Source organism: Butyrivibrio proteoclasticus B316 (genome assembly GCF_000145035.1).
Lineage (GTDB): Bacteria > Bacillota > Clostridia > Lachnospirales > Lachnospiraceae > Butyrivibrio > Butyrivibrio proteoclasticus.
Map to the genome: position 1 here is coordinate 2,081,119 of NC_014387.1, position 26,350 is coordinate 2,107,468.

Consider the following 26,350-nt stretch of genomic DNA (forward strand, 5'->3'; position numbering starts at 1 on the left):
CTATAATCACTAATTAATTCCATCTTATTTCCCTCTCCTAAGAACTACGACTTGTTTTTCAAGTTCGCTTTTCGCTTCCGCAATCGCCTTTTTGGTGCTCTGATTTCTGGTCGGAAATTCGAACATCTGGTAAAGATATCCCTGCTCCCTGGCAAGTTCCCAACTCTTTGGATAAACAAGTTCAAAGGCAAGTGCTATATGGCCGATCAGATGCTCTGCAGGTGAATCCATGATATCGCGGTTTACTGCATGATGCTCCCTGACCTGCTCCATAACCTTCTCAGAAACGCCTGCAGAGAACAGAACATCCTCTGTAACGTTGTATATCTCCTCCATAGGGGTTTCTACATTTACTCTCAGAATATCGACCTTGTCAGCATCTCTTAAGATATTGCAAAAGACAAGCAGCTTACCGGAAACTTCTTTATCCACCCTATACTTGTTGTGCTGTCTGATAACTGTTTCAAGGTCTCTATCCCAAGATCTGAAATCTACATAATCTGTGATCAGGTTTTCATCTCCAAAAAGAAGATCAGCACCAAATTCTGCATGGTCAACTGATTCCGAATCTATAAAGGTGTTATATCTTTTGACCTGTTCAAACCTGCCTATATCATGGAGCATCCCTGACAGCCAAGCAAACTCCACATCCTCATCAGAAAGCTCTATACTCCTGGCTATTTTCTCGCAATTATCTGCCACTCTGTATGTATGGGCTATCTTAAGCGCTATTTTAGGGTTTGATGGGTCATAATTCCTTGTGTACTCTGCAAATTTCTCTCTAACCTTTTTTCTATCTATTATCATCTTTTTTAATAACTGCCTTTTCCTTTCCGGGCACCCCCATTTCATATATCCGGCCCTGATCCTAAACATCTAATCTATATTGCATAAAGTTCCCATTATGCGTAAATCCATAAGCCGTATATAGTTTCACTCCCATATCAGACGCTGTAATGTGAACTGCACCACACCCGTAGGCTCTGGCTTCTTCCACTACTCTATGAAGCAGTTCTCTGGCAATTCCCATCCTCCTGTAGTCAGGATTGGTATACATGCTGGAGAGAAGACCGAGCCTTCCTGTTGGACATGTAAAATATGGTGGTTTCTCAACAAAAGACATCCCACTGGTTCCAATTATCTTATCTCCGTCAATAGCAAGCCAGGAGACAAATGTTCCATCCGTCATATGCCTTTCATAATAATCTTTGAGTGATAATTTCAAATCGACACCTTCCGGAACAGTTCTGCCTGTAGATATATATTCCTCAGTAAGCTGAGCAATTCTCATATTTATAAATTCATCTAACTCAGCGTATGTCAGTTTCTTATATTGAATATCCATAGTTTTTACCCCCACAAGCATATATAATGAAGTGCAGCATGATACTGTATCAAGATAATTGATACTTTCGGCTATTTCTCGCAATTATCTGCATATCTCTTTTTCATAAACTCACGCACATTTGACGATTCTTCAAGGTCAAGCGAAAATCCAAGTTTATCAGCCACATAAATAGATAAATCTTCAAAGTAATCATACATGAGAAAAACCTTATCCCACATATCTTCATAAGCCCCGCCGGCAAAGATTCCCTCAAAGCGCTTCATTTCATCTTCTGTTAGATATTTTCTAAGATACTTGGAAAAAGAACCTGTGGTGACCTTAAAGTCATTATCGATGCCCACTTTCCAGTTGATCATCTTCATAAACATATTCATCATCAGATGCTCCATGGAGTATTTGGCATAGTAGAACTGATGCCTGCAAAGCCCCTTTGTAGCATAGTTGCTGACCCATCTGAATTCATTGACAGTATTATAAAATTCAAACTCACTTGGTTTTTGGATAAAAAAGATATCGCCAGATGTGATTTCTTTTAGCTCAGTGAAGCCATCTTTATTTATGAGTATTGTTCTAGGCTCATTAAAATCTGTCTGCTTTCCAATCTCAGAAACATCAATAAAAGTCAGATCAATCCTGTTTCCATCCTTATACTGTGTCAGATATGCAAAACGTTTTTTCCCATTATAGTCATAGGGTTCCATGTACCAGTCATCCGGAGTCTGCATGATAAGAATATCTCCAAATTTCCTCATATAATTCTTATCTGCAGTGAATTCTCTGATATCAGAAACAAAAAAAGTTATATCAAAGTCTGAAAAGCCATCCCGGACTGCACCCGGAGTAACTGCAGAGCCTTCCATCGTGGCAGCGCGAATTCTGTCATCTTCAGTCGCTGTTTTTATGATCAGGTCATACATTTCATCGTAAGTTTTCATAGCATCCTCCTCTGTAAAAGTATATACTGCCACACAAAACTCATCAATGATTAACCGCTTCAATCCCTAGCGGAGCGTGTGATATAGGAATTTCGGAGAAATACCCTATATCATAAAAGACCATGGGGCAAGCCCATGGTCCTTTACTGAATTCTATTTAATTAAGTGCTACTCCGTTTACATAAAGAGTATATCCGTTTGTATCGACGCAGGAAATATCTCCGTCAAAGGATGTGATGTAAGTATCTGCTGTAAGAGTCCAGGTGCTGTTCTTATCTATAGAAACCGTAACAGTTCCAACCTCTGTAGAAACCTCTTCTCCTTTGGCATTTGTTATGTTTCCATCTATTGTTCCGGTAAAGTCTGAACCATCTGTAAGGTTAAGCGTAAGCTCAGAATCACTACCTACAAGAATTGTTCCCTCGAGTGTCTGGCCAATTGCATTTAATGTAGCTGTATTTGTATCTCCGTTCCGGCCATCTGCACAGACTGAAAGAAGGATATTCTCAGAATCCTCATTAACAATCTTAACATTCTCAAGATTGATCACAGCTGTTGTATTAGTAACATGGAATACGTGACCATTCTTACTGGTAAGTGTACCGCCATTCATAGTAAAAGTAGATGTACCGCTGTCTGCATCTCCTGACATAGACTGGTATATCATGATCGTATCATAGAATGTTGCATTGCCATTGGTATCAGTATTATTGGCAGTCATATCACAGTCATTTAAGGTAATAGAATTAATACCCTCGATGCAGACTCCCTCTGAAAGGTTAGACACAAGAGTTGCATCAGAAACCGTTATGTCCGCAGTTGAGTAAATAGCAGGTGAGCCAAGCCCGTTTGTTGTATATGTACCGCCATTTACTGAAACAGTACCTCCGCCTCTGTCAGTTCTAATAGCTGCTGATGATCTTCCGCTGGTTTCAACAGTAAGATCAGAAGCTTTGGTAATGCCGCCTCCGGTTGTCATGATACCGCCAGAGCCATCTCCTGTAGTTGTAATTGTACTGTCAGAGATAATTACGGTTGTTCCATCTCCCTCAGCACCATTTTTACCGCCGTTTCCGCCATAGGAGAATACGCCGTTGGCTCCGTCAGCATCTGATGTAATACTTGCTCCTGAAATAGTGGTTGTTGAACCATCTTTTACCAGAACAGCTGCATTTAGTCCATAGAAATTGCAGTTATCTCCGCCATCAGAATCCCCGGTCTTGGTAACTGTAGCATTTGTAATCTCAACATCATCGGATGTAGCGATCAAAAGAGCACTTTCATCAGCAGTAGTACTAGCATAGGTCTCTCCATCCTGCGAATCAGCGCCTGTTATCTCTACTGCTCCCTTATAGTCTATATCAGCACTGCTGCTTCCGCCTTCAGGAGGATTCCCCGGAGCCTCGCCATCAGGCTTCTCTCCCGGAGCTCCATCAGGTGCTTCACCATCAGGTTTTTCAGGAGGGTTTTCACCGTTCTGATTCTCAGAAAGCTCTGTATTTTCTATAGCTACACTTTCTTGCGAAGACGCAGTATCTTCACCTTCAACAGTAGCTGTGCTTGTTTGTCCGCAGGCTGTAAGTGCTACGCACATGATTGATACAACTGCAATAGATAGTTTTTTCTTTAACTCGTTTCTCTTCATAATAGTTTAACTCCTTTTTACACCTGATCACTTGGATCAGGTCTGTTGTTAAGGCAATTATGAATCCGAAACCTAAATTTAACTTAAAAGGATCAAGCTTACACAAGTTCCAGCTCATCCCCGGGCTTTAGAACTATTTTACCGGGAGCTTCAAAGCGCTGAGCAACCTTCATATCAAAGCCGGTTTTGTCTTTTACCGGTTCCATATGATATGGGATATTGTGCTTGGCGCCTATTATCTTTGCGCACCTTGACGCCTCTTTTACATCCATGTTATAGACGCCATCGCAGCACAGAAAAGCGTAATCAAGTTTTCTACTCTCAAGCCTTGTCATATGCGGAGTGGTCGATGTATCCCCGGAAAAATACACCTGAACGCCATCAGAAAAAGTGAGGATAAATCCAACGCATGAAGAAGCGTCGTGATTCTTATTATATCCGGCCTCCACACTATCAACCTTCACATACCCAAGGTTGAAGCTGTTATGGCTCCCTCCCAGTAACGCATCAGTCCACTTAATCACGTCGCAGCCATCATTTCTCTTAGTAATCAGCTTATCCTGAACGTGGTCATAGTGATCATGTGTCATCAAAATAAGATCTGCAGGAAGATCGTATCCATCCCCCATAAATGGATCAATGTAGATTACTTTTCCTTCATCTGTCACAATACGTACACTTGCATGTCCCTGATATAGTAGTTTTGCTGCCATGTCCTGTCCCTCCAATCACCCCAAGCAAATATAGAAAACTAAACTCATATTACTGCTTTTATTATAGCAAAAACATGGCTTTTTTCGCCTTATAAACCGATAGAAAATAATCAGTTAATAAATATCTTTTAATATTCCAAATGTTTCTCTTACCATGTTGTTAGGAAGAAATTGATACTCGGTAAATGCCGCAATCCCCGTTATCTCAGCATCTGTATGGCGTCTTGCCAGCATCATTCCTCTGAAAAGATGAAAATTGTTAGTGACTATGCCTATAGTCATATCTTTGTCCGGATTTATAAGCTTCATAGCATTTACTATATTTTCATCGGTATCAAGTGATGTGCTCTCAACAATTATCCTATCCTCAGAAATCTCTTTTTCCATCAGATAAATCTTTCCGCCCTCTCCTTCAGATATCGGCTCATTGCTCCCCTGACCTCCGGTAACTACTACTTTGGTATCAGGATTGTTTCTAAGATATTCTATAGCTGAATTCAGACGATACTTGTAAATGATGCTTGGACCGGACGATCTCATCTGTGCTCCCAACACAATTATATAATCTGCTCCGGGTGCTCCCTTAGAAAAAAAGGCAGTCAGGATACACACCTGACATATCGTAAACACAAGTACTCCTGCCACAACTACTGTTCTAAAGGCATATCTGACAGCCTTTGGAACTCTTGACCACAGCTTCTTCTGGTCCATAACAAATAAAAAGCCAAAGAATAGAGCCGCAGCAATCCATATCACAAAAGAATATGTTCCGCTTCCTACCATGTATACTGCAATTGAGTACAAAAATGACAACACAGATATGATCAGATATATGTTTTTCAGAGATAAAAATCTCTTTTTCTTAGTTATATTAGCAATACTATTCCCCATACTTTCTCCATAATTTATCATAAGAATTTGTTCTCAATATCATTTAATTCATATAAATACAGATTTCCGTTCTTCCTCAGAAATTCGATAATCTATGACATCTTGAATCAAAGATTCAAGATGCAAGCAAATAGGCCATTCCAAAGCGACTTCGTCGCAGGGCCTATTTGCCACCTGAATCATATTCTCACGAAACCCGCAGTAAATGCGTGTTTCTGTAATTTCATCTAAGATGTCATATTCATAGAAACAAGCTCAGCTGATTATCTATATATGATTCCATTTTAACATCATGAATGACATCTCCCTCTTTATAATTTCCAATAAGGAATGGGGAATTTGGATCATTAAGCTTCATATTTCTTTTGACTGCTTCTATATCATTATTGGCATAACAATATCTGCACAAATGCCCACAACTATCGTAAGCACCTATATCTCCCGAAAGATAGCAGGCGCACTCTTTTCTTGCGGGCTTTTTATTTGGAACGATGAGCTTTTGTCCTATAGCCTTCTCGTAGGTTTCTATAGTCATGCATCCTCTGCAGTCCGCACCATATTCTGCAAGGAACTGTCCTTCGCCGCAGGGCTTAACTACCATACCATAGGAGGTTGCAATCTTTATCAGCTCTTTTCCCAGGAAATACTGATCTTCCCTTGATACGGAACGCACCGCCGGGAAGTTTCTCTTTACCTTCTCATATAGATCAATAAAACTGATCACTACGGTCTCCGTGTAGCCGCATAGAGAAGCAGCCATCTGCTCAAATGCTCTTAGATGGTACTCTACTGTGTATCTGTCATTTATGAGTATCGGGTCATACCTCCAACCTATGCTATTTATGCCAACCATTTGTGATAAAGTTTTAAAATCTTCAAGAATCTTATGTTTGTCAGGAACATGCGGCTCAATATCTCTCCCATATGGTGTGATAGTCACAAACCAATATTGTCCGTAATCCTTAATGATGTCCATATATTCAAAGAAAGGCGCAGGATTCTTGGAGCAAAAGCCAACCACATCCACTGTTTCCGGGCTCAGCCTGTACCTACTGACCTGCTCCGGGTTAAATGGATTTCTTACGCATACTATTTGCTCTTTGAATCTGTTTGCCAGCCACTTGGGATAAAAGGCCGGGATATCTGTTCTCTGTCCTGTATTTATGATCATGTAACTAATACCTTTGTCATTTTTTTATACTATCCTTTAGTATATAAATTAACTTTGCCAAACCATTTTCTTGCTCAAAATAATAACATTAGGAACTAATGCTATTCTCTGGTATTATAATTTTTCTATATGAAATATCAAAATAATACCACAATATACAAAAACCGCTTCTTGATATTATGAAAAGATCTTATAAAAAGATTTGCAGTGTCTTTTTATAATACCATACAAGCTATAATCAGGTTCTTGTTATTACAAATACTACATTTTTAGTCTTCTTATTCAAATATTGATAATACCAAACCGCCCATTTAATTTGTCATAGTATTATTTCAAATTCATCCATAATACCAAATCTTATCATTTCTATGTCATGGTATTATTATTTTAATAGAAGCGTGCGCCGCTAGGCGCACCATAAAAAAGCCCATGTCATTGACATGAGCCTTTTTATTATATACCTCATTCTTAATCCCAGAACATCTCTTTACAATCAGGACAGAAATATTGATACTCGTGTGCATCCCAGAAGATCCATCTCGTAACGTCCCTCTCACCGCCTGTACGGCATTTGCGTTCATGTAAGCAATGTTTCTTCATTCCATCAAGATAGAGTGATCCACCTGCTACTTTCTCAAGTTCTGCATCTTTCATAGCTGTATTCATTTATGTCCCCTCCATTTATTTTTGTTATCTGTAGTTTTATACGAAACAAAAATATATCTGGCAAAAACTCAGACAGCTATCTTTAAATCGTTTTCTCAAATCGTCGCAGATCAACACTCTGAACAGATCATTTTCTTAAGTTCATCAAAATCAATGCTCCGTTCAGGCACGAACTCCTCTGAGGAAATATATTCATAAATAGATGACAGCAATGCTCTGCACTCGGGATAATCCATCAGATCATGAAGCCCCATCGAGGAAATAAACACTTTGCCCTTAAGACAATTAAATTCCAGAAGCATTCCCATATTTCTAAGATAGGCATAGCTATCCATAACAGTCACTATACTCTTTATGCCTTCAGGCAAAATAATAGCTCTCTGGGAAGCCTGCATAAACCACTGATAATCCGTATAAAAGTCTGTCGGATAATCCCTGAAAAGAGGATGCTTATCATCTATTAAAAGGCCCATGCTGCCTTCCTGGCTTGCAAAGGTTCCAACAGACCAAAAATCCGTAGTGAAGGTTGATTTAATCGATGAAGGAATTTCCTCTTTGCTGGAATCAGGAGCTAAAAAGACAACTCCTCCATTTTCAAGGACCTTTCTTGCCTCATTATCCAGAACCTTTGTCTGATGCACGTTCGCAGGCTTAACAGGATTTTGGCTGCCTGGCATGTACACAAAGATCCTATAAGTATTATCAAATCCGGCAAAAGACACATGAAGGTCAACTGCGCTATTTTTCTTAAGTCCAAGCTTACTAAGACTAATCTCTATCTCACCGACATCAGACAGACTACCCTGTTTGCAGATGTCAGGCTTATCTTCCTCGTTTTCATAAAAGACATATTTCTGCTTGCAAACGCTGACTTCAAGTCTTCCCTCTATGTCACCCTTGGAATAATTTGCAACTCTGACCTTTGCTCTTAGAACCTCATCCTCAACATAGGTGTACTTCTCCAAATATACAAGAGGCAGCACATCGGTAAAAAAACTCCTGAATCTGCCGGGTTCAGCAAAGCTGTAAGGCTTAGGCACAAGGTGAGAATTGAGCATGCCAACCAGGGCTGTTCCCTGCCCCGGAAAGTCCTGAAGTCCCAGAAGAGATATTCCTGAATAATCTCTGCTTCTAAGGGCTGCTTCTACCTCTTCTCTATAGCCCAATAACGATAATTCGCCGGTAGCTTCAACCCACTTCTCCCAGTTATCCAAAAGTCCTTTTTTAGCAACTTTTTCCTTGATCAGTCCAAGATTATCCGGCCTTGTAACCCCATGGAAAAGATCTATCTCCTTAAAATCAGGTAATACCTCAAACTGACCAACTTCAAAGCTGTATACAGGTCCTTCATACTCTTTGCGTATTTCAGCTACAGTATCATCATAGTTATGACAGGCATTTGGATATTCATTATTAAGATACCCTTGCATGCCATCAAAGGTTGCCCTCATAGGTAGACCTTTATAGCGCATAGCTGTGTAGAAGTCGCTGTCAGGGTCAGCCCCCTTCTCTCCATAAAAAGCATTTGAAGAAAACGCAAAAAGCCTTGTCTTATCCATTTCGTGGCACAGCTTCAAAAGCTCTTTAACTATAGGCGCTCCATCCTCTTTGTACTGAAGTTCGTTTCCAAAGGTCATCATCACGAAGGATGGATGGTTAGCATATGTTCTGATAATCTCAGATAATTCTCTTCTATAGTAGCCTGCTGCCGTCTGGTCAGAAAATGCATCTGCAGGATTCCAGTGAGATAGCTCAGGCTGCATCATGATTCCCAACTCGTCTGCTGCCATAAATGCCTCTTCCGGCGGACAGTGAGAATGAAATCTAAGGCAATTAACCCCATAACCCATATAGGTTCTGATAACCTCTTTCCAAGCATCCACACTTACCGGCGGATGCCCTTCTTCCGGAAAAACAGCGCAGTTTGCTTCACTTCGCAAAAAGATTCTGCGGCCATTAAGGCACAGATGCCCGTCTATATCTTCAAAAGACCTGATACCGAAAGCTTCTTCTAATACATCTGAGCTTCCTTCTTTCCCCGCATTCTTAATAAGCACCGCTCTTACATGGCATAGCCTTCCCTCATATTCATCCCATAAAAGGTCATCAGGAACTCCTGCGTCAATGCTCATTTTGAAATACGATTTTCCTGCTGTACCTGCAATCTCGAGTGTACCCGTTCTGCCAAGTTCTTCAAACTCAAGCTCAAGTTTTTCTCTAAACCATTTATCTGATTCTATACATACTTCCGTATCGAGTATCCATCTGCCATCCTCCAGGCTTCTCTTAGGATAGACTCTGATGCTTTCGATAAAAGTTCTCTCTCTGATCAACAGGCCGAATCTTCCAATTATCCCGTTCCAGTTGGTCTGTGTCTCATCGGTAGCAGCTGAAGAATAGACTATGTTGTCATGAGGAAGCCCCTCGTAGCTGTTATCCGATGTTATCTCTATAACAGCCCCCTTATGTAAAAGACCTGTCACCTCGAATATATACGGAGTTGAAAGACTTCCTGATATAGAAGGCACTGATACACCATCAATAGACAGTTCCAAAACTCTGGCTCTCTCTGCAATCAGAAAATATCTCTTTTCCCCAGCCATTTCCTGATCACAGACTCTTCTAAAAACTGCCTTACCTTCATAGGTATGGTTTCTTGTAAATCTTGTCGCTATCACCTTACTTGCAGAAAGCGCTTCATTCTCAATATAGTTTTCGTCCTGATAAAGCTTTTTTGCCGGCTTATCCTCATAGCCTATGTTATTGGTATCAAGCGTTCCCGGAAGTATAGCTTTATGCCTGCTGCCATCTGCAAGCTTAACCTCCCACTCTCCGGCAAGACTTAAAAAGTTACTCATATTTATCACCCTTACTCCTCACAAATTTTAAGGTATAACGCTGCAAGCTGATGATTCTTATCAAGAAAAAGAGCTTTCTCAAACCACTCTTTTGCCTCTTTGTTCCTGCCAAGTCCCATATTGCCAAGTCCCATAAGATAATAGCAGTGTACCCTGTTCTTGACATCCATATCCGCATCAAATACAGACATATCAGGCATTGACACAGCAAAATAGTCCATTACAAACTTATCATTAACATGGTGCTCTCCGTAGTCCAAAAGCTTATAAAAACGTGTATTTGCACTGTTGATATCTTTGAGCTCTCTAAATCCCATTCCCTGGAACAATATCATATCCGCAGGCTGATCATAGTAATACATCATTCCTGCAGGCTCACTTCCCCCAAGCGTTGCTCTCTCATAATTCTCTTTGGCCTTTGCTTCATCTCCCATAGCCTTATAGCACCTGGCAAGAAGGTAATAAAGGTTATTGTCCTTGGTTCCTTCAAGTCTTCCTTCTCCCAGATTCTCAGGATAGGAAAGTGCTTCCTCTATAAGCTCTACTGCTTTCTCAGGCGCCTTCTGCTCCAGAAGCTTTCTTGCCATCATGAAAAGAGATAGCTTAAACTGCGTAGTGATCTTACCTTCAGCGCCCTCCCAAGTCTGGAAAGAATGACTGATTGTCTCTGCATGAGCTTTTTCATATTCTCCGCAGAGATTGAGTATTGTTACATACTCAGTATAAAGATCATCCCTCTTATAAATCAGCTCTTTGTTCTCTTCAAAGTTCCTTAGTCTGTCCCTGCAGGATAATCCAAGTCTCTGATATAGCTGATCAAGTTCAAGAAATACTCTTGCATCGCTCTTATTAAGTTCAAAGGCTCTCTCAAGACACTCTTTTGCCTTATCCTTGTCATTACACTTATTATAATAGGCAATAGACAGATTCCTTAGTAGTGTTGGGAAAGTATCATCAAGCTCTTTGGACTTCTCCCAGAGACTAACAGCCCTTTCATATCCAAGCTTATCATAATACAGGCACCCAAGATAATAATATGCCTTGGCTCCACTTGGATTAAGCTCTATACACTTTTCCAAAACAACTATATCTTCAAGCTTATTAGGGAAACAGTACTTAAATGAAGCATTTTCAGCCCTGTTAAGCTCATCTTTGATATTCTTATCAGTTTCCCCGAGCATGTACAGGTAGTAAGCCCTGTAGTAATACTTAAGCGGACTCTCCTGCCTACACTCAGCAAGTACTTCAGCTGCATACTCATACATTCCAAATTCTGCAAAGTCTCTTGCCGTCTGAAGGAAATTCTCTATATCACCGGTGATAACACTCTCTTTGCAGCTATCATCCAGCTTATATAAGAGCCATCTTGATACAAAGTCGAAAGCATCAACGTCAAGATTCTCATGAAGATAACTTTTCGCTTCATCTTCCCTTCCCAGAATTGTTAAAAGAGCTCCCTTAAGCCCCCTTGCCTTGATGTTATGGCAGTTCTTAACAAGCCCTTTTTCTATCAGCATAAGAGCTTCTTCATATCTTCCTCTTATGGCATCTATAACAGCCAGATAATAAAAAGACATCTCCTGCTGAGCACTTGTCCAGGTTGCTTTATAAAATGCATCATACGCTTCATCCATCCTCTTCTGATAGAAAAGAGATAATCCCAGATTATAATAAGCCTCACTGTCATATGGATTTGGATTTAAAAGAGTAAGTCTCTGAATGGCTCTTCTAAAGAACTTTTCTGATTTTTCAAACTCGCCCCTTCTTAAAAGAAGCATTCCATAGGCATTGTTGATCCTGATATCGCCTTCATCTCTTTTAAGCCCTTCAAGATAATACCCGTCAGGTAGCCAGGTAGCATGACGGTACTGTTCAATATGCTGACCTGTAAGATATAGCTCTTCATTTGTAAGGATATCCCCGGGAGCCTTAGCTGCTTTGGCAGGCTCCGCAAGTTTGGGGATACCATAATTCTTTTCCTGATAAGATACTAACTCCTCTCCCTCATGATATACCGCGATCTTAACCTTATATCTGTCAGCATCTTTCACGGAAAGAACTTTCTCGTATACATTTTCAGGTGATATATTAGCCTCTTCATCAAGGATCTTCTCGCCGTCATTTGTGATCACGATCCTTGCATTTTCAAACAGCTCTGTAGCATATACTCTGGCCCTTATTTCATCATCCGAAACTTCAAGGCTTACGGCTGCTGACAAGCTTGCATTCTTGACATATCCAATCTTTTTGTATGGCATGAAATACTGCTTGAATTTCTTTTCCTCATAGGGCCCAAGCCAGGTAAAATCAGGCTGATTGTCACAGTAGACACCTGTCATAAGCTCAATATAAGGTCCATCTTCATCTGTAAGGTTTCTATCCCATGCCTTGCCAAAATCTCCGCATCCCCAGGTCCACTGTTTCTTACCGGGAGATACATGATGATCAGCTACATGCAAAAGACCTGCTTCTTTCCCATAGTCATAGCCACCCACAAAATCAAAATCAGATTTTTCAGCCATATATGAAGTAGGCACCGGGATATTTTTGTATCTGGAAATATCTACACCTGCACTGTAATCGTGCTTGTAGTACTCTCCTGTCGCAATAGGAAATCTTGATACAGCTCTTTTACCATGATCATATACAGAGTGAACATCAGGCGGAAAGACCGACTGGGTATTGTCATTAACAGAAACTGCTGGGTTTGCCCACCACAGGAAGGTCTGCGGAAGCGGTGTTCTGTTATAGAGCTGACCTTCGATTTCTATAAAAGACTTATCTGGATACAGAGTTATCGAAGTAATAACCCTTGTTCCGTACATTCTGTCAACGTCTCCTAATAAAAGCGATTTGGACCCGTCTTCGTTTTCCCTTATCTTGTACTCAACCTTCATATAAGTAGTTGGCCTGTGATGCTGTGGCCAGTTAAACTCAATACCGCCTGAAATCCATGGACCTGTAAGTCCTACAAGCGCAGGTTTGATCACGTGATTGTAGTACACAAAGTCATAGCCGTTTGTCTTGTCGTAGGCTCTTTGGATCCTTCCTCCAAGTTCAGGCATAACCATTACCTTGATGTATTTATTTTCAAGAAAAACAACGTCCCACTCCTTGTCCTTCTTTTCCCTTTTTATTTCCTGGATCGCAGGGTAGGGATAAATCTTGCCACTGCTTCCCTGATAAACTCTCTTTTCCAGAAACATAGGATTAATGTCCGGCTCTCCTATGTCATAGGTTGGAATTTTAACCTTTTCTTCCCAGATCTTAACTGTATCCATGCTACTCTGCTCCTTTTATTTTCCTCGTTATTAAAAACTATATTAGATAATAAAATACACTTTCTCAATTATTAAACTTGCCTTATAATATAAAAAAATTGCTCTAATCATCGAGGTTTATAGCATGTTTTCATCAGAAGAAAAAATAACAGGTGGATCCCAGTATTTTTTTTACACTCCAACTGAGACTTCCAAATCTCTTTTCCTATACCCTACAGTAATTGGAAGCTTTGAATACCTGCCTTCCTACTCACTTATAAGAAACAGATATGATAGTTATCTCATTATTCTGATTGAGAGTGGGACTATGGAAATATTGCTCGATGGAAAATACTTGCCCGCAGGAAAAGGTGACGTTATCCTTCTTAACTGTTACAAGCCGCATGCCTACAGAACGTCTACAGGATGCAAGACCCTTTGGCTTCATTTTGACGGCAAAATGGCAGGAAGCTACTACGATAACCTCACTCAGGATAATACCAATATTCTTACTATCAAGAACTTTAATGCAGTCCACACTTTACTTGGACGCCTGTTTAGATCCTTTGAAGAACACTCAGCCAAGAGCGAGGCACAGATGAGTATAATGATAGGCAATATCTTACTGGAACTAATGTCAGGCAAGGCATCAGTAGAGCCCGTTCAGAGCGGCATTAATAAAGTTACGGAATACCTTACTGATAACTTTTCCAGAGATATATCCTTAAATGAAATGGCAGAACTTGCAGGGTTTTCGCCCTACTATTTCCTTAGAAGATTTAAAAAAGAAACCGGCCTTACTCCCCACCAGTTTCTGATATCCGCCCGTATGTCCGCTGCCAAATATAATCTCTCCAACACCGGCATGACTGTATCTGAAATTGCTTATGCCTGCGGCTTTGAAGACGAAAGTGCCTTTTGCTACTCTTTCAGGAAAAGAGAAGGCATCACACCAAAAGAATTCAGGCTGTCAAAAAACAATTGAAAAAGGGATCAACCTAAAGTTAATCCCTTTTCGCATATTCTTTATTCTTATCATTACTTGTTTGTTAGAAAAGCTGTTATTTCTTCTTTGGTTGGCATTACAGAAAGCGCACCTTTTCTGGTGGTTATAATGGATGCCGCAGCGTTTGCAAACGACAGGCATTCAAACAATCCGTCTTTTGTCAGATTATCAAGTCCGTTTCTATGAACGTAATCTATGGCACAGGCACAGAAGGTATCGCCTGCTCCTGTAGTCTCTATAGTAGCAGGATTTCTGTACCCGTCTTTTTTGATCACCATATCTTTATAAAGAGCTATACTTCCTTCAGGTCCAAGTGTGGCAAACACGATTGGAATACCAAAGTCTCTCTTTATTTTCCTTGCTCCTGCCTCTATATCCTTAAGGCCTGTAAAAAGCTCAATCTCATTATCTGAAATTTTCAGGATATCACAGTTTTCAAAGCCATATTTCATAGCATCTATTGCATCGTCTACGTTCTTCCATAAAGGTTCTCTGTAATTTGGATCAAAAGATATGACTGCTCCGCTCTCTTTAGCTATTGTAACAGCTCTGACAGTTGCCTCTCTTGCAGGTTCGTCTGTCATTGACAGTGTTCCAAGATGAAATACATCTGCATTCCTTATAAGCTCAGCATTCTTCTCAACATCCTCTGCTGTCAGCATCATGTCTGCTCCGGGCTTTCTGTAAAAAGAAAAATCTCTGTCTCCATTTGGAAGTTTATTAACAAATGCAAGGGTAGTATTTACCTCCTCGTCAAAGACAAGTCCGGTAGAGTCTATACCCTGCTTTTCAATTCTCTCTTTTAACATCCTTCCGAAAAAGTCGTTTCCAACCTTGCCGATAAAAGCTGTGCTGCCTCCTAAATTCTGAAGCATTGACAGCACATTACAGGGTGCTCCGCCTGGATTAGCCTCAAATAAAGGATTTCCCTGGTTGCTGTCTCCGCTTCCTGTAAAATCAATAAGCAACTCCCCCAGCGCAACTACATCTTTTTTCATAAGTTATTTCCTCTCAAGCTCATACATAGTAACATCCATAAGAAGTTCTCCAACTGCCTTAAAACTGATACCTTCAGCTCTGACATCTGTAAGGATTACCATAGACATTGCCTGCTGTCCATTATTGATGAAGAGCTCCATGCTGTATCTGTCAAGAACAAGTCTAAGTGAAATCTCACCCTTATTTCCTGCAACCTTACATCTTCTCTGATGAACAATGGCTCTTCTGCTTCCTGAATGCTTTCTGTCTATCTTAACAATATTGTCAACAGGGTCATATTCAATCGTTGAATAAGCCTTGCCATTATCAGCAAAACGAATTTCAAATTTTTTATATGAAAGCTCTGCCTGTGTAGATCTGACTCTTACTGTCATATCTACGCATCTGCCTTCAATACTTGAAAGTGAAGCACTATCAGAAATAAGTACATTCTGTCTGCTGATTCTTTTGCCGTAATAATTCTCTATCTCTCTGGCAGGCCACTGAATAAGTCTGTTATCCTTAATAGTTATTTCCCTTGGAATACTCATCTGGCCAAACCATGGGAAGTCATCGCGCCTGATTCCGCATGTATCCCAGTTCTGCATCCAGCCGATCATGACTCTTCGTCCATCAGGAGTCTTGATTGTCTGTGGCGCATAAAAATCAATACCATAGTCAACAGCCTGACAGTTTTCTTCGCAGAATTCTCCATTTTCATCGATACTTCCTATCACACACAAGGTGCCGTTTCCGTTGTGGAACTCAAGCTCTTCAGGAAGCATATCCTGAGGGCTTGTGAGAAGGACCTGTTTGCCATCGTGGTTAAAGTAATCAGGGCACTCCCACATTACACCGAATCTGTGATTGTTCTTGATAACAGTCTTATCATAGGACCAGTTGATACCGTCATCACTTACAAACTGTAATATCTGTCCATCGATATCCTCAGTTTTATTGCCAACTACTATGTAATATTTGCCATTTTCACGCCATACCTTAGGGTCTCTGAAGTCATATTTGCCGGCGCCCTCAGGAAGCATAGTGCTGTCAATTACAGGATTATTGGCATACTTCTCATAATCCTTGCCGTCACCAAAAGCAACACACTGGGTCTGAACCTCTCTGATGTTGCCATCTTCATCTTCCATTTTCTGAACTCCTGTGTACACCAGAAGTTGTCTGCCATCTTCCATTTCAATGGCACTACCTGAAAAGCAACCGTTCTTGTCATATTCCATATCAGGAGCTATAGCAGCAGGATAATATTCCCATGTGATCAGATCCTTACTAACCGCATGTCCCCAGTGCATAGGTCCCCATACTGTCTCATATGGATAATACTGGTAAAAGAGATGGTATTCACCCTTATAAAGGCTAAAACCGTTAGGATCATTCATCCATCCACATCTTGGTGTCAGATGAAAAAGAGGCCTCATTTCAGGGGCGATCATCTTTTCCTTTCTCTCTTCATATTCACGTGCCTTGTTTAACTTATCACTCATTTCTATCCTCACTTACCGTAAATCATTACATTTTCTGCCAATGCATCTGTAAGCTCAATTTCCCAATCCGCTCCCACAGCTGCATAAATTCTGTTTGACAGAGCTTTTATTCCATCTGCATAAATAACTACAATATCTTTTTCAACCACAACATCTATATGATATTTGGTTCCGCTTTCCAGCCTGATCGGCTGATTGTTAGGAAAAGCATTAAAAGATATATTATCATCCTGATTGTCGATGCTAAGCTTGTATTCTTCTCCGCTCTCAGGATTACTAAACACCAGGTCCATTCTGCCGGCTTCTTCCATATCAAGGTCAAAAGAGAGGTGACAAGTTTCCGGCACCTTCCCTAGATCCAGCGCATTATCTTCAGAAGAAGCATTTAACAGTTCTTTTGTGAAATATTCATTATATTGATCAGGCATGCATACCCCAAGTCTGCCGTCTGATAATTGTCTAAGTTCATATACCAGGACACTTCCTGCCCATGTATACTTCAGGCTGTCCTTTTCTCTTTTTTTGCGGTCCAGAAAGCCTATAAGATACCTCTTACCCTTGTATTCACAAGTTTTGGCTGCATAGAAGCCATCCCCATCGAAAGTATCAATCTCCTCTTTTTCCCATGGTCCAAAGAAATTATCCGAAACTCTGTAATAGACCACGTTGTTCCAACTAAATACCAGATAATACTTATCTCCCATTTGGAAGACATCCGGGCATTCCATAAAATACAGATTCCGACTGGTATAGAAATCTCCCTTAAAAGTCCAGTTCTCTAAATCCTGTGACTCGTAATATACTATAGCGCTCTCGTTTTCTTTTTCTTTTCTTGCTCCCACAAGCATCAGATAGCCATCATCAGTTTTATAAACCTGCGGATCACGAAAATCGTTTGTACTATACCCTTTTGGTGCATGAATTATATTGTCATAGTCTTTGGTAAAGCTTTTGTTATCTTTACTTGTAGCATGTAACACACATTCTTTATCTAGTCCATATGTGTCGTAGTAATCATTATGTCCTGTGTAGAAACAATGATAGTTTCCCTGTTCATCCCTGATAAAAGAACCGGTTCCTACTGCAAGATCCTGTATTTCTGAATCCTCTGCAAAAGGAAGAACTTCTCCTTTATCCTCAAAGCTTAAAAAGTCCTTGGTATAAAAACGGTGAATGGGATGATAGCCCACACCGTTATGATCTGTTTCATATAAATAATTCAGATATACTCCATTTTCTTCTGAAAGAGCCATTACATCTCCAACATAACTGTCCTCAGCCCTTGGAAAAAGAGTATCTGCATTTTGGCTATCAGCACATCCTGTGAGCATACAAGCAAGAAGTGCTGCAATTATGGCAACTTTTCTTTTCATTTTTTAAAAAAGGGAGGAGAAAATCTCCTCCCTGCCTTTCCGGTTATATGAATTACTTATAGAACTCATCAAGATATTTCTGGTAGATAGAGAGATACTCATCAAGACCATATGCATTAACCTGCTTGAGGTACTCATCCCACTCAGCATCTGTAAGACCGTTCATAACGAAGTTACTTCTGCTGGAGTTGATATAGCTGATAAGATCTGTCTGGATAGTTGTAAGAGCCTCTGTATCATCAGCTGTCATAAATACGTTAGGATATACATACTTGCAGTTCATATCGTCTGTGTAGTACTCCTTGATCCAGTCAAGACGGTACTGAGCGTCATCAGGGCATGTAACATATACGCCGTAGTACTCATCAAGGATTGCAAGAGGACCACCAACACACTCAGCCTCACGAACTTCTACAGGAGAAGCATCGCCAAGTGGTGCATGCTTGAGCATCTTGTCGCCGTTTGCATTTGTTGAAAGCTCGAAGATATCAAACTCATCATCCTCGCCATATGTTCCCCAGTTGTTCTGTGGTGACTGGAATGGATCATACATCTTATCAAGCCAAGCGCATACGAATGCAGGATTCTCGCACTTAGAAGTTACAACGCATCTGCCACGATCAAAACCTGATGTGAAAGAGCTGTTCATAGGAGTTACATTCTTAACATCAGCCTTAAGAGCTGCAAGTGGAACGAAATCTTCAAGGTTATCAATGTTAGCAACGTCCCATGTAAAGCAAACACCATATCTGTGTGACTTACCCTTAGCTACATAAGTTGACCAGTCCTGTGTGAAGCACTCAGGATCGATAAGTCCCTCTTCATAGAGTTTATGAAGCCACTGCATACCTGACTTGAAACCTTCCTGTGTTGCTGTGCAGATAACCTTCTTGTCATCTGTAACTGCAATGTGCTGTCCGATATCATTGTCACCGTAACCTTCGCCAAAGCCGTTAATAAGAAGGCTTGGATCCTGATCGTTCATGATGCATGACATAGGAATGATGTCACCCTCAATACCAAACTCAGCCTGAAGCTCTGAAGCATGCTCCTTGAATGCCTTAAGTACTTCTTCGAATTCATCAACTGTTGTAGGTGTCTGAAGTCCGAGGAAATCAAGCCATTTCTTGTTGATGTAAGTGAAGTTATTACCTACTGTCTGGATAGCTGTCTTGTTAGAACCAAGCTGCTCAATCCATGGAAGTGCCCAAATGTGTCCCTCGGAGTCCTCACACATTGTGCGGTACTCTGGATACTTATCAAATACTGCCTTAAGATTAGGCATGTTGTTGTCAATGTACTCTTCTACAGGAAGGATAACTCCCTGATCAGCATATCTGATAAGGTCTGAGTTACTAAAGCCTGCATTAAATACAAAATCTGTAAGTGTGTTCTTGTTAGCCATGTTGAGCTTGATTTTGTCGCCCCACTGATCATTTGAAATAGCTGTCCAGTCAACATGTACGTTTGTCTCTTCCTCAAGTCTCTTGAAGATTGTTCTGTTGTTAGGTTCTGACTCAGTTCCTGACGGATAGCTGATTGTACCTGTGATAGTAACCTTGTTTTCCAGCGGGAAGCTGATATCATCCGCTGAAACTGATGCTGCCCCACTGCCTGAAGCACCTTTTCCGCAACCTGTCAGAACACTGGCTGACATTGCAAGAACAAGTGCTGCTGAAAATAACTTTGTTGTCTTCTTTTTCATTTTCCCTCTCCTTATAAAATTCTTTATTATCTCCTGTTGCCAGGGGAAGTTCTGATTATTTAAGCTTCTCAGCCCTTAACTGAACCAACCATGATTCCTGAATCAAAATACTTCTGGAAGAATGGATACATTACTATAAGCGGTAAGCTTGAAATAATGATGGTTGCATATTTAAGAAGTTCTGCAAGCTGTGCTCTCTGAGCTGTACTCTGCATATCTGCTATCATTCCCGGATCTGGTTCATTCTGGATAAGGATAGCCCTAAGCACCAGCTGAAGAGGCTGCTTATCTGCTGAATTCAGATAGATCATTGCATCAAAGTAGCTGTTCCACATTCCTACAAACTGCCACAATATCAGCACTGCTATAAGTGGTGTGCACACAGGAAGAAGTATCCTGAAGAAGAACACCAATTCATTAGCTCCGTCCACATCAGCAGCTTCTCTAAGTTCGCTTGGAATACCTTTGTAGTAAGTTCTTGCGATGATCATGTTCCATACGCTAAATGATCCCGGAAGAATTACAGCCCACATGGTATCAAGAAGTCCCATGTTACTGATAAGAAGGTATGTAGGAATCAGTCCGCCGCCAAAGAACATTGTGATAATAAAGATTGCGTTAAAAAACTTCTTGCCTTTAAAATCATCTCTTGACATTGGATACGCACACAAAAGTGTTATAAATACAGAAATAACCGCAAATAATACGGAATATATAATTGCATTTCTAAATCCAATCCATATCTGAGAATTGGTCATAACTCTCTCATAAGCTGTAAGAGTCCATTTGCTGAAATCAAATACAATTCCCTTGTTCTGAAGTGTTATAGGATCCATGAAGGAAGCTACAATAATATAAACTACAGGACCTATGATAGCCATTACAAAGGCTGCAAGGAGAATATACCCAACCAAAAGAAATGCTTTATCTCCAATGGAAGCTCTGGCAAATTCGCTTTTTTTAATATTTACTGTCTGTTGCATTTCGCTCCCCCTTATAGTCCCTGACCGTCGTTAAGCTTCTCAACAACTTTATTAACCGCTATTAGAAGTATTACATTTACAATCGTATTAAATAATCCAACCGCTGTTGAATAACTGTAATCACCATTCAAAAGACCTTTTTTGTAAACATAAGTAGCTATGATCTCAGATGAAGCAAGGTTCATATCTGACTGAAGTGCATAGGCCTTTTCAAAGCCGATACTCATAATGTTTCCTGCCTGAAGGATGAATTGGATAACTACCATATCCTTGATAGCCGGCCACTCTACTGCCTTGATCTGTTGCCAGATATTGGCTCCATCAATCTGTGCTGCCTCTTTGAGTTCCTTGCTGGCATTTGAAAGAGCTGCTGTGTACATGATTGATGCCCAGCCGGCGCCCTGCCAGATACCACTTATGATGTAGATTGGTCTGAATGCTGCAGGGATTGTCAAAAAGTTGATGTTCGTTCCCAAAAGCATGTTGAATGGTCCTGTAACTGATAAAAGAATTCTGACCATACCACAGAGGACTATGACAGATATGAAGTTAGGCATATACAGAACAAGCTGTATCTTCTGTTTGATCTTGCTACTGGCAATCCTGTTAAGTAGAAGCGCCAGTATTATCGGCATTGGGAATCCCCATAACAGGCCAAAAACACTAAGTTTTAAAGTATTTGCAAGATATTGCATAAAATCGGGTGATGATAAGAACTGTTTGAAATACTTAAGTCCTACCCATTCACTTCCCAATATTCCCTTAAATGGATTGTATTTCTGGAATGCAATCAGAATGCCTCCCATTGGAATGTACCTGAACACTATTGTCAGTAACAGTGCCGGCCCCAGAAAGAACACATATAATTGCCAATGCTGTTTAACATATACCAGGGTGTTATGCAGCGAATTATCTTTTACCTTTGTGTTCATGTAGCCCCTCCCAAGTTTTACATTTGCATAATTCTCATTTGCATATGTAAAATATAGCACCCATATTTTCAACTGTCAACATAATTATTTTACATTTGCACAATATATTTTTACATTTGACACTTTGATTTTTACATTTTATAATGATATAGGTGTCAAAAAGTCATACATAACTACTATCTGGGACACACCCATCTTTTGACACATTCATCTTTTATTTAGAAAGTGGAGACTACATTATGCCAGCAAAAGTCACCTTACAGGATATAGCAGATGCTCTTGGAGTATCCAGAAATACCGTATCCAAGGCTATAAATAACACCGGAGTTTTAGCTGAAGCTACCAGACAGAAAGTTTTAGAGAAAGCTATCGAAATGGGATACAAGCAATTTTCTTATGCCAATTCCATTTCAGACATTACGAATCCTTTCAGTTCCCAGCCCAAGGCTTCAGGAGAGATTGCTCTCTTTTCAGGCAGTTTTCTTAATAATTCTCACTTTGCTTCTACCATGCTGGATAAATTTCAATATGAAATTTCTCTGCTTGGCTATAGCCTGACAATGCACCGGGTTGATCATCAGAATATAGAGTCAAGAACTCTTCCTCTCTCATACAGACCGGATAACACCAAGGCTATTGTATGCATCGAAATGTTTGATCACTCCTATTGTGAAATGTTGTGCAGCCTAGGATTACCTGTTCTCATGATAGATGCTCCCGTTGCAAGCTACTGGAGACCATTAAACGCAGATGTTCTGCTCATGGATAATTTTTCCAATATATATACAGTCGTTAATGACATGAGCAAAAAGGGAATTACCAAGATAGGATTTGTAGGCCAGGTCACACATTGCCGTTCTTTCTACGAGCGATTCATAGCCTTTAGGGAGGCAATGTATATCAATAATCTGAACTTTGACGAAAAATATTGTCTTACAGAGGTTCATCCTCACGGATCAGAATATAGAGAATACTTATTCGAAGCTCTTACGAAGATTCAAGAAATGCCCGAACTCTTTATTTGTGCCAACGATTTTGTAGCTCTCGATCTGATATCCGGCCTCAAGAGAATGGGAATAGAATGTCCACGTGATATCAAGATATTCGGTTTTGATGATTCCCCCGAGTCCAAGATCATGTCTCCTTCTCTCTCAACCAGCCACATACACAGCCAGATAATCGGTTATTCAGCTGCCAACCTTGTAATCTCCAGGATTGAGCAGCCTGATCTCAATTACAGGATAACCTATACAGAGACTGATCTTATTTACAGAGAATCAACACAGATGTAATAAGCTTATACAAGAAAGAATTTCCTAATATAAAAATGGGATGCCAATCAAATTGACTGGCATCCCTTTTATATTCTATTTTTACTCAACTTCTACGGCAAACATTACAAAGAAAAGAGTATCTGACCTTGTACATGTTGAAAGAGTTATGATCTTATCATCAACTGTAGGCTCAATTCCTGTATCAATGTATGTCTTGTACTCAATTGTATCAAGGAACTCTCTCATATTATCAGGATCAGCTCCAACAACGTCATAAATATAAGAATTCTTGGGCACATCCATAAATGCAAATATCATGTAGCGGGTTCTGCCCTCTGGTGTAATGATCTGGAAGTATTTATGATTCTCAAGAAATCCCAGATCATCTTTATAAGTTCTGAGAGCGCCGAACATTGTTCTGTCGCGCATGTTATGTCCATAAATAATGGAATTAGAATCTGTAAAGTCTGCGGAAGCTCTATAATCAAGGAAAAGAGATCCTGTATCTGAATCATTTCCCTGGAAATCCTTGATCATATACTTGGTATTATCTTCACTCTGCATTATCGGGTAGTTAAGGCGATCATCCTCAAACCAGATCCAGGCTATAGTCTCAGGATAAACAGCAATAAACTTGGAAATACCTTCCTTGGGAAGTGTTGCTACAGGACGAGCTGTCTTACCGCCTTCTGCACTATCGGTAGCTTCATTATCGTTTTGAACAAGATCTGAAGTATCTTCATTTGAGGCATCATTAGCTGCATATGTATTCTCACTTGACTGCAAATCAGATGCTTCCTCACTGGTATTTACTTCTTCATTTGCCTCAGTAGCTGTAATATCTACACTTAACTCTCCATCAACCGCTTCAACACTTTCACTTGCTGTATCATCAGCCTCTTCCGCAGCATCTGTGTCTTCGCTTGATGCTGCTTCTTCTGACATTCCAATTACTGAAGCCTCATCTACTGATCCTGATGCGCTGCGTGCTGCAATCACCTCATCTACAGAAACAGTCTCAACTATCTCCGTTCCAGCACTTCCGGCATTTGTGTTCCCACTGCCTGTAAGGTATCTGATTGTCAGAATAATGATCGCAACAATCAGTATTATCAGCGCCACAAGCTTGATATTCTTGCGGATATACTTAAATGCACTGGCCAGAATAACTGCAATTATCTCAAAATATATAATAAATGGAACCAGCTTCTTATGCTTATTATTAAATTCCTTAAAATTTGATAACAGGTTTTGCATTGAACTATTCTATACCTTTTCCTAATATTTCCCCTTCATAAATAAGCACACAATTAAAGATTTTAAACAATAACCCCCGTAAAAGTCAATCATATTTTCTACCAAAAAAGTAGCAGAAAAAGGCAGCCCTTGTGGACTGCCTTTCGTGAAAAAAGTGCTTATTTACTGAACTGAAATATTAACGGATGTTCCGATTGAACCTGAGCCCTGAATACCAAAGTCTACAGAAGCTGAAGGCTCAAGAGATGAATTCCAGGACATAGGAGTGATCACATAATAGCCGCCTTCTTCAGCTATATTTACGCACCAGCTGGAATCAATCTTAACTTCGCTCTTGCTGATCTTTAATGTCCATCCATCAACTCTGGAAGCAGAGTCATTCTTAACCTTGATCAGAACCTGGTATCCTGAACCCCAGTTATTGATCGTATACTCTGCCTTAAGAGCGCCAGATACAGGAGTAGGATCTACAGGCTGTGGATCCGGGTCTACAGGTGTAGGATCTGGATCAACCGGTGTTGGGTCCGGATCTACCGGTGTTGGATCTGGATCTACCGGTGTTGGATCAGGCTGCTCAGTTGAAGGGATTTCCTTACCATTAATTGTTGCAGGAGTTCCATCAACATGCTTCATGATTGTGCTGATGATCTCAGGATCCTTCCACTGAAGAGAATTTCTGTCTATGTACATATGGCATTCGCCATCTGAGCCGGCAGAATTATTCTGATAAATATTATTGTCCCAGAGTACCATAGCTACATTGCTGTATCTAGCTGCTCTTCCCCAGTAATAATCTGCCCACTTAACACGCTCTGCTGTGTTGTTTCTGTTTGTAGCACTTGTTTCACCTACTACAACAGGAATGTTCCTTGAAAGGAACTTGGAATTAAGGTCGTTAAAGAATGAATCAATATCATATTTGAGGTTATCATCAAATCTTGTAACATATGTATCGCTTGCAAGTGCAAAATAATAAGGAATATAAGCATGTACTGAAAGAATAAGTCTGCCACTTGCTGTATCATTTGGCATCTTGAATCCATCTGTCATGCAGCCTTCTATAGAAGCATCATATCCGGGAACCATAACGCATCTTGTTGCATTATTGCCGCCTGTTGCTCTGATCGCGTCAAGAGCTACCTGGTTATAATCATTGATGCAGGCAACAGCTTCTCTGATATCATTGCTTGGATTGTTTCTTGGGAACCACCACTCTTCACCATGTCCAACAAGTCTTGGCTCATTCATTGTCTCAAATACAAGGTGATAGTCATAATTTCTGAACTCTTTGGCAATCTGTGTCCAGATTGACTTAAAGTACTTCTCAGAACGATCCTTGTTCGCATTGTTAGGAACATAGAAGCAGTAGTCTGAATTGATATCATGGTGTGAATTCAGGATTACATACATATCGTTAACGATACAGTAATCAACTACTTCTTTTACCCTGTTCATAACAAAATCAGGAATCTGATAATCTGAACCAGAAGTATACTGTCCCCATGAAACAGGAATACGGATTGTGTTAAAACCGGCCTTGGCAACTTCATCAATAAGTGCTTTGGTTGTTGCGGGATTTCCCCAATAAGTCTCATTAAGACTTGTGTAAGGGAAATTGTAGCTCTGACCAAAAGAATCAAGGCTGTTTCCTATATTCCACCCCACTCTCATGTCAGATACAACCTGCGTTGCTGACCTGTCAGTTCCGCCAGTGGCAGAAACTTTAGTTGCCGGTATCGCCATAACAAAAACAAATAAAGCCAATAAAAAAGTAAATACCCTCTTAATGCATTTAGACTTGTGCATCTTAAGCACCTCCCATTTATTTTGTCGCGACATATTAATTATTA

At 40.3% G+C, this 26,350-nt stretch carries 20 protein-coding genes; 2 read left to right on the forward strand and 18 right to left on the reverse strand.

The features are described 5' to 3' along the window. Window positions 1-24 precede the first annotated feature (24 nt). The 10 genes from BPR_RS08590 to BPR_RS08635 form a co-directional block, all read right to left on the reverse strand. The gene (locus tag BPR_RS08590) at window positions 25-807 is read right to left on the reverse strand and encodes an HD domain-containing protein (protein ID WP_042256807.1); all 783 of its coding nucleotides are present in this window, start codon (window positions 805-807) and stop codon (window positions 25-27) included. A 61-nt stretch (window positions 808-868) separates the two neighbouring features. Next, window positions 869-1,345 carry a GNAT family N-acetyltransferase gene (locus tag BPR_RS08595; protein ID WP_013281083.1) on the reverse strand — a complete coding sequence of 159 codons (477 nt, stop codon included), beginning with the start codon at window positions 1,343-1,345 and terminating at the stop codon, window positions 869-871. Between the two features lie 71 nt (window positions 1,346-1,416). Continuing rightward, a complete protein-coding gene (locus tag BPR_RS08600) occupies window positions 1,417-2,283 on the reverse strand; it encodes an aminoglycoside 6-adenylyltransferase (protein ID WP_013281084.1) in 867 nt (288 codons plus the stop codon). A 157-nt stretch (window positions 2,284-2,440) separates the two neighbouring features. Then, window positions 2,441-3,928 carry an ICP22 family protein gene (locus tag BPR_RS08605; protein ID WP_013281085.1) on the reverse strand — a complete coding sequence of 496 codons (1,488 nt, stop codon included), beginning with the start codon at window positions 3,926-3,928 and terminating at the stop codon, window positions 2,441-2,443. Between the two features lie 98 nt (window positions 3,929-4,026). Continuing rightward, window positions 4,027-4,641 carry an MBL fold metallo-hydrolase gene (locus tag BPR_RS08610; RefSeq protein WP_013281086.1) on the reverse strand — a complete coding sequence of 205 codons (615 nt, stop codon included), beginning with the start codon at window positions 4,639-4,641 and terminating at the stop codon, window positions 4,027-4,029. Window positions 4,642-4,755: 114 nt separating this feature from the next. Continuing rightward, a complete protein-coding gene (locus tag BPR_RS08615; RefSeq protein ID WP_042256810.1) occupies window positions 4,756-5,532 on the reverse strand; it encodes a YdcF family protein in 777 nt (258 codons plus the stop codon). A 241-nt stretch (window positions 5,533-5,773) separates the two neighbouring features. Then, window positions 5,774-6,703: a DUF1848 domain-containing protein gene (locus BPR_RS08620; RefSeq protein ID WP_013281088.1), complete on the reverse strand. Its 930-nt coding sequence runs from the start codon at window positions 6,701-6,703 to the stop codon at window positions 5,774-5,776. Window positions 6,704-7,171: 468 nt separating this feature from the next. Further along, the gene (locus BPR_RS08625) at window positions 7,172-7,369 is read right to left on the reverse strand and encodes a hypothetical protein (RefSeq protein ID WP_013281089.1); all 198 of its coding nucleotides are present in this window, start codon (window positions 7,367-7,369) and stop codon (window positions 7,172-7,174) included. Between the two features lie 110 nt (window positions 7,370-7,479). Beyond that, on the reverse strand, window positions 7,480-10,227 hold the full coding sequence (locus BPR_RS08630; RefSeq protein WP_013281090.1) for a glycoside hydrolase family 2 TIM barrel-domain containing protein: 2,748 nt from the start codon (window positions 10,225-10,227) through the stop codon (window positions 7,480-7,482). A gap of 11 nt (window positions 10,228-10,238) precedes the next feature. Continuing rightward, complete coding sequence (locus BPR_RS08635; RefSeq protein WP_013281091.1) at window positions 10,239-13,508, reverse strand: DUF5107 domain-containing protein; 3,270 nt, start codon at window positions 13,506-13,508, stop codon at window positions 10,239-10,241. A gap of 124 nt (window positions 13,509-13,632) precedes the next feature. Here BPR_RS08635 and BPR_RS08640 point away from each other — a divergent pair, with 124 nt between their 5' ends. Further along, window positions 13,633-14,472, forward strand: coding sequence for an AraC family transcriptional regulator (locus BPR_RS08640; RefSeq protein WP_013281092.1), 840 nt, complete (start codon window positions 13,633-13,635; stop codon window positions 14,470-14,472). Between the two features lie 53 nt (window positions 14,473-14,525). Here BPR_RS08640 and BPR_RS08645 read toward each other — a convergent pair whose 3' ends face one another. The 6 genes from BPR_RS08645 to BPR_RS08670 all read right to left on the reverse strand — a co-directional run bounded on the left by BPR_RS08645 (window position 14,526) and on the right by BPR_RS08670 (window position 21,969). After that, window positions 14,526-15,491, reverse strand: a complete 966-nt coding sequence (locus BPR_RS08645; protein ID WP_013281093.1) for a carbohydrate kinase family protein — start codon at window positions 15,489-15,491, stop codon at window positions 14,526-14,528. Window positions 15,492-15,494: 3 nt separating this feature from the next. Next, window positions 15,495-16,976: a glycoside hydrolase family 32 protein gene (locus tag BPR_RS08650; protein ID WP_013281094.1), complete on the reverse strand. Its 1,482-nt coding sequence runs from the start codon at window positions 16,974-16,976 to the stop codon at window positions 15,495-15,497. Between the two features lie 8 nt (window positions 16,977-16,984). Then, window positions 16,985-18,349, reverse strand: a complete 1,365-nt coding sequence (locus BPR_RS08655; protein WP_042256816.1) for a glycoside hydrolase family protein — start codon at window positions 18,347-18,349, stop codon at window positions 16,985-16,987. A gap of 52 nt (window positions 18,350-18,401) precedes the next feature. Then, window positions 18,402-20,054, reverse strand: a complete 1,653-nt coding sequence (locus BPR_RS08660) for an ABC transporter substrate-binding protein (protein WP_013281096.1) — start codon at window positions 20,052-20,054, stop codon at window positions 18,402-18,404. A gap of 68 nt (window positions 20,055-20,122) precedes the next feature. Continuing rightward, a complete protein-coding gene (locus BPR_RS08665; protein WP_013281097.1) occupies window positions 20,123-21,037 on the reverse strand; it encodes a carbohydrate ABC transporter permease in 915 nt (304 codons plus the stop codon). An 11-nt stretch (window positions 21,038-21,048) separates the two neighbouring features. Beyond that, window positions 21,049-21,969 carry an ABC transporter permease gene (locus BPR_RS08670; RefSeq protein ID WP_013281098.1) on the reverse strand — a complete coding sequence of 307 codons (921 nt, stop codon included), beginning with the start codon at window positions 21,967-21,969 and terminating at the stop codon, window positions 21,049-21,051. Between the two features lie 239 nt (window positions 21,970-22,208). Here BPR_RS08670 and BPR_RS08675 point away from each other — a divergent pair, with 239 nt between their 5' ends. Then, window positions 22,209-23,261 (forward strand): LacI family DNA-binding transcriptional regulator, encoded by a 1,053-nt coding sequence (locus tag BPR_RS08675; protein WP_013281099.1) that lies wholly within the window; start codon window positions 22,209-22,211, stop codon window positions 23,259-23,261. An 81-nt stretch (window positions 23,262-23,342) separates the two neighbouring features. Here the strand turns inward: BPR_RS08675 and BPR_RS19795 are convergent, their stop codons facing one another. Further along, window positions 23,343-24,500 carry a class B sortase gene (locus tag BPR_RS19795; protein ID WP_013281100.1) on the reverse strand — a complete coding sequence of 386 codons (1,158 nt, stop codon included), beginning with the start codon at window positions 24,498-24,500 and terminating at the stop codon, window positions 23,343-23,345. Between the two features lie 162 nt (window positions 24,501-24,662). After that, complete coding sequence (locus BPR_RS08685) at window positions 24,663-26,306, reverse strand: cellulase family glycosylhydrolase (RefSeq protein ID WP_013281101.1); 1,644 nt, start codon at window positions 26,304-26,306, stop codon at window positions 24,663-24,665. Window positions 26,307-26,350 lie beyond the last annotated feature (44 nt).